The 5,006-nt window shown below is 73.7% G+C and carries 5 protein-coding genes; 3 read left to right on the top strand and 2 right to left on the bottom strand.

Going from position 1 to position 5,006, the window contains the following annotated elements:
- Positions 1 to 408 precede the first annotated feature (408 nt).
- Positions 409 to 1,413, bottom strand: a complete 1,005-nt coding sequence (locus tag ACFVYI_RS39130) for a stage II sporulation protein M (RefSeq protein ID WP_387894445.1) — start codon at positions 1,411 to 1,413, stop codon at positions 409 to 411.
- Between the two features lie 229 nt (positions 1,414 to 1,642).
- On the opposite strand from ACFVYI_RS39130, the gene ACFVYI_RS39135 reads away from it, so the two are divergent.
- On the top strand, positions 1,643 to 2,593 hold the full coding sequence (locus ACFVYI_RS39135) for an RDD family protein (RefSeq protein WP_387894447.1): 951 nt from the start codon (positions 1,643 to 1,645) through the stop codon (positions 2,591 to 2,593).
- A gap of 38 nt (positions 2,594 to 2,631) precedes the next feature.
- Here the strand turns inward: ACFVYI_RS39135 and ACFVYI_RS39140 are convergent, their stop codons facing one another.
- Positions 2,632 to 3,270: a hypothetical protein gene (locus ACFVYI_RS39140; protein ID WP_387894449.1), complete on the bottom strand. Its 639-nt coding sequence runs from the start codon at positions 3,268 to 3,270 to the stop codon at positions 2,632 to 2,634.
- A gap of 120 nt (positions 3,271 to 3,390) precedes the next feature.
- Here ACFVYI_RS39140 and ACFVYI_RS39145 point away from each other — a divergent pair, with 120 nt between their 5' ends.
- Positions 3,391 to 3,903 carry a SigE family RNA polymerase sigma factor gene (locus ACFVYI_RS39145; RefSeq protein WP_387894450.1) on the top strand — a complete coding sequence of 171 codons (513 nt, stop codon included), beginning with the start codon at positions 3,391 to 3,393 and terminating at the stop codon, positions 3,901 to 3,903.
- Positions 3,900 to 4,937 (top strand): hypothetical protein, encoded by a 1,038-nt coding sequence (locus tag ACFVYI_RS39150; RefSeq protein WP_387894452.1) that lies wholly within the window; start codon positions 3,900 to 3,902, stop codon positions 4,935 to 4,937. Before ACFVYI_RS39145 ends, ACFVYI_RS39150 begins: the two co-directional genes overlap by 4 nt.
- Positions 4,938 to 5,006 lie beyond the last annotated feature (69 nt).

The following is a 5,006-nucleotide window of genomic DNA, read 5'->3' on the forward strand; positions in this document are numbered from 1 at the left end:
TGGCACGCTGTTGAGTTCTCAAGGAACGGACACTTCCTTCGGACCGCCTTCCAGCGGGCCCTCCGGGCGCTTCGTTCTTTCGTGTTCCCAGCTTATCAGATCCTCGCGGCCGTTCTTACCGGCGCTTGTTTCTCCGAATTCCCGCTGGGGGGATTTCCTTCGACTTCGCTCCGAAGCTTATCAAAGCTTTCGGTGTGCTCAGTTCCGGGGGTTTACCTCGTCAAAGGGCGCGCACTTCGAGAAATGCGATCGCCCTGATTCGGCGGTGTCGTAGACACTAACGCCTCGGACCGGATGTTGTCCAACCGGTCCCAACCGTTGAAACCTACTAGCCCGCTCTTGCCACGTCAATGGTTTGACCGGGATGCGAGAAGAGTAGCAGGTCAGCGGCCTGTCGATCACATCGGCTCAGGCCGCGACCGGCTGAAGGTCCGCCCGGTCGGCCGCGTCCAGGTCTCCGGTCTCCCCGCCCGCGGCGGCCTTCCGGCCCAGGACGAGGGCGTAGAGGAGGAACGCGACCTCGGCCAGCGCGCCGATCGCGATGCGGGCCCAGGTGGGCAGACCGGAGGGGGTCACGAAGGCCTCCAGAACACCGGAGACCGCCAGCACCGTCGCGAGGCCGATGGCCATGCCGATGATGCTCCGGCCCTGTTCGGCGAGGGCCGTCCCCCGGGTCCGCGGACCGGGGTCGATGATCGTCCACCCCAGGCGCAGCCCCAGACCGCCGGCCACGAAGACGGCGGTCAGTTCCAGCAGACCGTGCGGAATGAGCAGGCCGAGGAAGACGTCGAGCCGGCCGGCCGAGGCCATCAGCCCGACCCCGAGGCCGAGGTTGAGGACGTTGCTCCACATCACGAAGAGAACGGGGATGCCCAGCGCGATGCCGAACAGCAGGCACTGCACGGCGATCCAGGCGTTGTTCGTCCAGACCTGGGCCGCGAACGAGCTCGCGGGACGGTCGGAGTAGTACGCCTCGTACTCACCACCGGGCCGGGTCATCTCGCGGAGCGTCTCCGGTGTGGCCAGGCTGTTGCGGACCTCCGGGTGGGTCGCCACCCACCAGGCGATCACGGCGGTGGCCAGCAGGGAGAGGACGGCGACCGGCAGCCACCAGCGGCGCGAGCGGTAGAGCGCGGCCGGGAAGCTCACGGTGTAGTAGCGCGCGACGTCCCGCCAGCCGCTGGTGCGGGTGCCCGTGACGGCGTCGCGGGCCCGGGAGACCAGGCTGGTGAGGCGGCCCTCCAGCGTGGGGTCGGGCGCAGCGGCCTGGACCTTGGCCAGGTGACCGGTGACGCGCTGGTAGAGGGTGACCAGCTCGTCCGCCTCCTCGCCGGTGAGCCGGCGGTTCCTGGCGAGGGCGTCCAGCCGTGCCCACTCCCCCTGGTGGGTGGCGACGAAGACGTCCAGGTCCATGCGGCAGCTCCATGGTCGGCGCGGGGCGCGCGGGCAGGCGGGTGCGGACAAGTGGGCCCAGCATGCCAGGGGGAGGCGGCGCGTGGGCCGCCGGGACCTCCCTTCCCGAGCGGGTCCGCGGCCCCGTATGTTGACGACTGCAGATCACGGGGTCGTGGGGGCCGATCCGACGGACGCCGCTCCCCGCGGACCGCGGACCATGAACCACCGACGGGAACGGACGGGTGTCTTGAGCGACCTGGTGACGGGTGAGGCGGTCGTCCTCGGCCTGCGCGCGGCGAAGCTTCCGAGCCGGGCGCTGGCCACCGGGCTGGACCTGCTCGTGCAGGGCGCCGCACTGGTGGTGACGTCCCTGGTGCTGAGCTTCGCCCTCGTCGACCTCGACGGCGCGGCGCTCGCCGCCATCATGCTCGGGCTCATGGTGTTCTTCCTGGTGGCCCTGCCCGTCATGGTCGAGACCCTCACCCGCGGGCGCTCGCTCGGGAAGGCCGCGCTGGGCCTGCGGGTGGTGCGCAGCGACGGCGGGCCGGTGCGGTTCCGGCACTCGCTGGTGCGCGGGCTGGTCGGCTTCTTCGAGATCATCGTGCTGAGCGGCGTGCCGGCGGCGATCTGCTCGGCCGTGTCGTCGGACGGCAAGCGGCTGGGCGACGTCTTCGCGGGGACCCTGGTGGTCCGCGAGCGCGTGCCGGGCGCGGGCGGCGCGGCCAACGCGCTGCCGCCGGTGCACCCGCAGCTGCTGCAGTCGATCGGCGGCGAGCTGGTCGCGCTGGACCTCTCCGCCGTGCCGGAGCCGCTCTGGCTGGCGATCCGCCAGCTGCTCGGCCGGATCGGCCAGCTGGACCCGGCGGTGGCGCACCAGATGTCCGCCCGGCTCGCCGACGACCTCGCCGCCCGCACCGGCCACGCCGTCCCGTACGGACTGCACCCGGCGGCGTACCTCGGGGCGGTGCTGACCGAGCGCCAGCGGCGGGAGTGGACCAGGGCCCAGGGCTACGGTCAGCAGCAGCACCAGCCGCACCCCCACCTCCAGGCCCAGCCGCTGCCACCGGTCCCGAGCGCGCCGACCCCGGCCCCCGCGTCGCCGATGCCGGCACCGCCCGCGGCGCCCCCCGCTCCGGCCCAGCCGGCTCCTCCCGCCCCGCAGCCGGCCCCCGGCACCGGATTCGCCCCACCCGCCTGATCCCGCCCGGCGCCCCGCTACCGGCTACCGGCTACCGGCTACCGGCCGTCGAACTCGACCGGCCAGGCGTTCGGCGGCGACTCCAGCTCCTCCAGCTCCACCCCGGCGGCGGCCAGCACCACGTCCCCGGCCAGGTGCACCACCTGCTGCTCGCCCGTCTCCAGGTCGGCCACCTGGTAGCGCTCGACCAGCAGCGGCCCCGAGTCCGTCGCGTGCGTCTCCACGCCCTCCAGCAGCCAGCCCTGGTCGAAGGTGCGCGGCGCCAGCACCGGCTCGGTGAACGCGACCAGCCGCACCTTGGCACTCGCCCCCTCCCGCAGCCGCAGCAGCCGGGCGGTGGCGACCAGGAAGGCCGGCGAGCGCCCGGCGAAGCCGTGGGCCCGGTCGTGGCCCTCCACGGCGTGCTCCCCCGCCGGGTCCGCCGCGTCGGTGCGCACCCAGGCCACCCCGTCGACCGCCCCGCCGCGGACCTGCCAGCCGCCGGCCCGCAGTTCCGTCCGCAGCGGCCGGGCCCGCGAGTCCAGCGTCAGGTCGACGGTGCCGAGCACCTGCCCCTCGGGCCCGTACGTCTTGGAGACGTACCGCCAGCCGGCCGGGCCGGGCGCGCAGCTGAACCGCTCCTCGCCGAGCAGGAGGTGGTCGTGGGTGTCGTGGAGCGAGTACCGGCCGTTGGGCATGCCCGAAAGCCTACGTGGACGATCACGGCCGTCCGCCATGCAACGTTCGGTCCGGGTCCCCGCATTAGGGGGGTGGACGGCGCCGATCGGCGCCGCCGGTACGAGGGAAGGGGGGCAGGGATGGCGAAGACGGCACGCGAAGCGGAGTTCACCGCGTACGTGGCCTCCAGGAGCGGCTGGCTGCGCAAGGTCGCCTACTTGCTGTGCGGGGACTGGCACCGTGCGGACGACCTGGTCCAGGAGAGCATCACCAAGCTCTACGTGAACTGGCCACGGGCCGGTCGGGTCGAGAACATCGACGGCTACGCCCGCAAGGTGCTGGTCAACACGTTCCTCGCCGAGCAGCGATCGCCCTGGTGGCGCCGGACGACGCGCACCGGCGTCGAGCCGGACACCGAGAGCGCGGGCATCGACCTCGATGCCTCCCTCGACCTGCGGAAGGCGCTGGCCGCCCTGCCGCCACGCCAGCGGGCCACCGTGGTGCTGCGTTACTACTGCGATCTGACGATCGACCAGGCCGCCGAGGCGCTGGGCTGCTCGTCCGGCAACGTCAAGAGCCAGACCTCGCGCGGCCTGGAGGCGCTGCGCGCCACCCTCGCCGTCCGCCCCACCACCGCAGAGAGGACGTCATGACGAACAACGAGCACCGGAACCTCACGGGGCGGCTGAACTCGCTGGCCGACGAGCCCGCCCCGCCGTCCGCCGTCGACACCGGCTGGGCGGTCGTCCGCGGCCGGGTGCGGCTGCGCCGCCGGCGCCGGGCCGCGTTCGGTGCGGCGGCAGCGGTGACGGCGGCGGTCCTGACCGGTTCGCTGCTGATCCAGCCCTCCGGCGACGCCGACACACCCGCGGCGCCGGCCGCGCTCGTCGCCGCGAGCTCCGCCCCGTCCTCGGCCACGCCGTCCGCGGGCACGGACCCGTTCTTCACCGAGGCGCAGTTCGGCTGGCTGCCGGAGTGGGCCAAGGGCGCGGGCGGCATCGGCTACGGCTACGCCGACGCGCTGGGGTCGGATCACACGTCCGCCAAGGTGTGGACCAGGGGGCAGTCGACGGCGAACCTCTCGCTGACGCTCGCCCCGGGCACCGCCGAGCCCCCGCACGTCGGTCAGCACACGGTGCCGGCCCCCGCGGTCGACGGGCGTTCGGCCCACTGGCTGGTCTCCGACAATCCGCTGCCGGTCGACCCGCTGACCCTGCGCTGGCTGACGGCCTCGGGCCGGTGGGCACAACTGGACGCCTACGCGCCGAAGGAGGCGAAGCCCGAGGAGATGCTGCTGCGGGTCGCGGCCGGGGCCCGGTTCGGGCGGACGGACCTCCCGCTGCCGGTCCGCCTGACGGGGCTGCCGGCCGCGTTCAAGGTGACGGCGGTGTCCCTGCTGCGCCCGTCGGCCGTCATCGACGAGCCTTGGCGGGTCAGCCTGGTGCTCACCGCCGAGAAGCGGCAGGTCCAGATCATGGTCCAGCCGGAGGGTGCCGAGCCCGCGATCGCTCCGCCGGGCACCGACCCGCGCGCGTGCGAGGTGGAGCAGGGCGTGCGGATCTGCGCGTCGACCGCGCCCGGGGCGAACCCGGCGCTGGAGGCGATCGGCGGGCTTCCCGGGGTGCTGTCGATGACCGGGGCCGTGGGCGCGGACGAGAGCACCTGGACGACCGACGTCCTGCGCTGACCGCACCCTGACACGGCCGTGGGGGGGGCGCCCGGAGGGGGGGGGGGGCGCGGGGGTGGGGCCGGGGGA

The organism is Kitasatospora sp. NPDC058218, assembly GCF_042882445.1.
GTDB lineage: Bacteria > Actinomycetota > Actinomycetes > Streptomycetales > Streptomycetaceae > Kitasatospora.

What these genes read in the sequence shown, in the direction of transcription:
- ACFVYI_RS39130 (WP_387894445.1), bottom strand. Translation starts at nt 1,413, where the DNA reads ATGGACCTGGACGTCTTCGTCGCCACCCACCAGGGGGAGTGGGCACGG.
- ACFVYI_RS39140 (WP_387894449.1), bottom strand. Translation starts at nt 3,270, where the DNA reads ATGCCCAACGGCCGGTACTCGCTCCACGACACCCACGACCACCTCCTG.
- ACFVYI_RS39145 (WP_387894450.1), top strand. Translation starts at nt 3,391, where the DNA reads ATGGCGAAGACGGCACGCGAAGCGGAGTTCACCGCGTACGTGGCCTCC.
- ACFVYI_RS39150 (WP_387894452.1), top strand. Translation starts at nt 3,900, where the DNA reads ATGACGAACAACGAGCACCGGAACCTCACGGGGCGGCTGAACTCGCTG.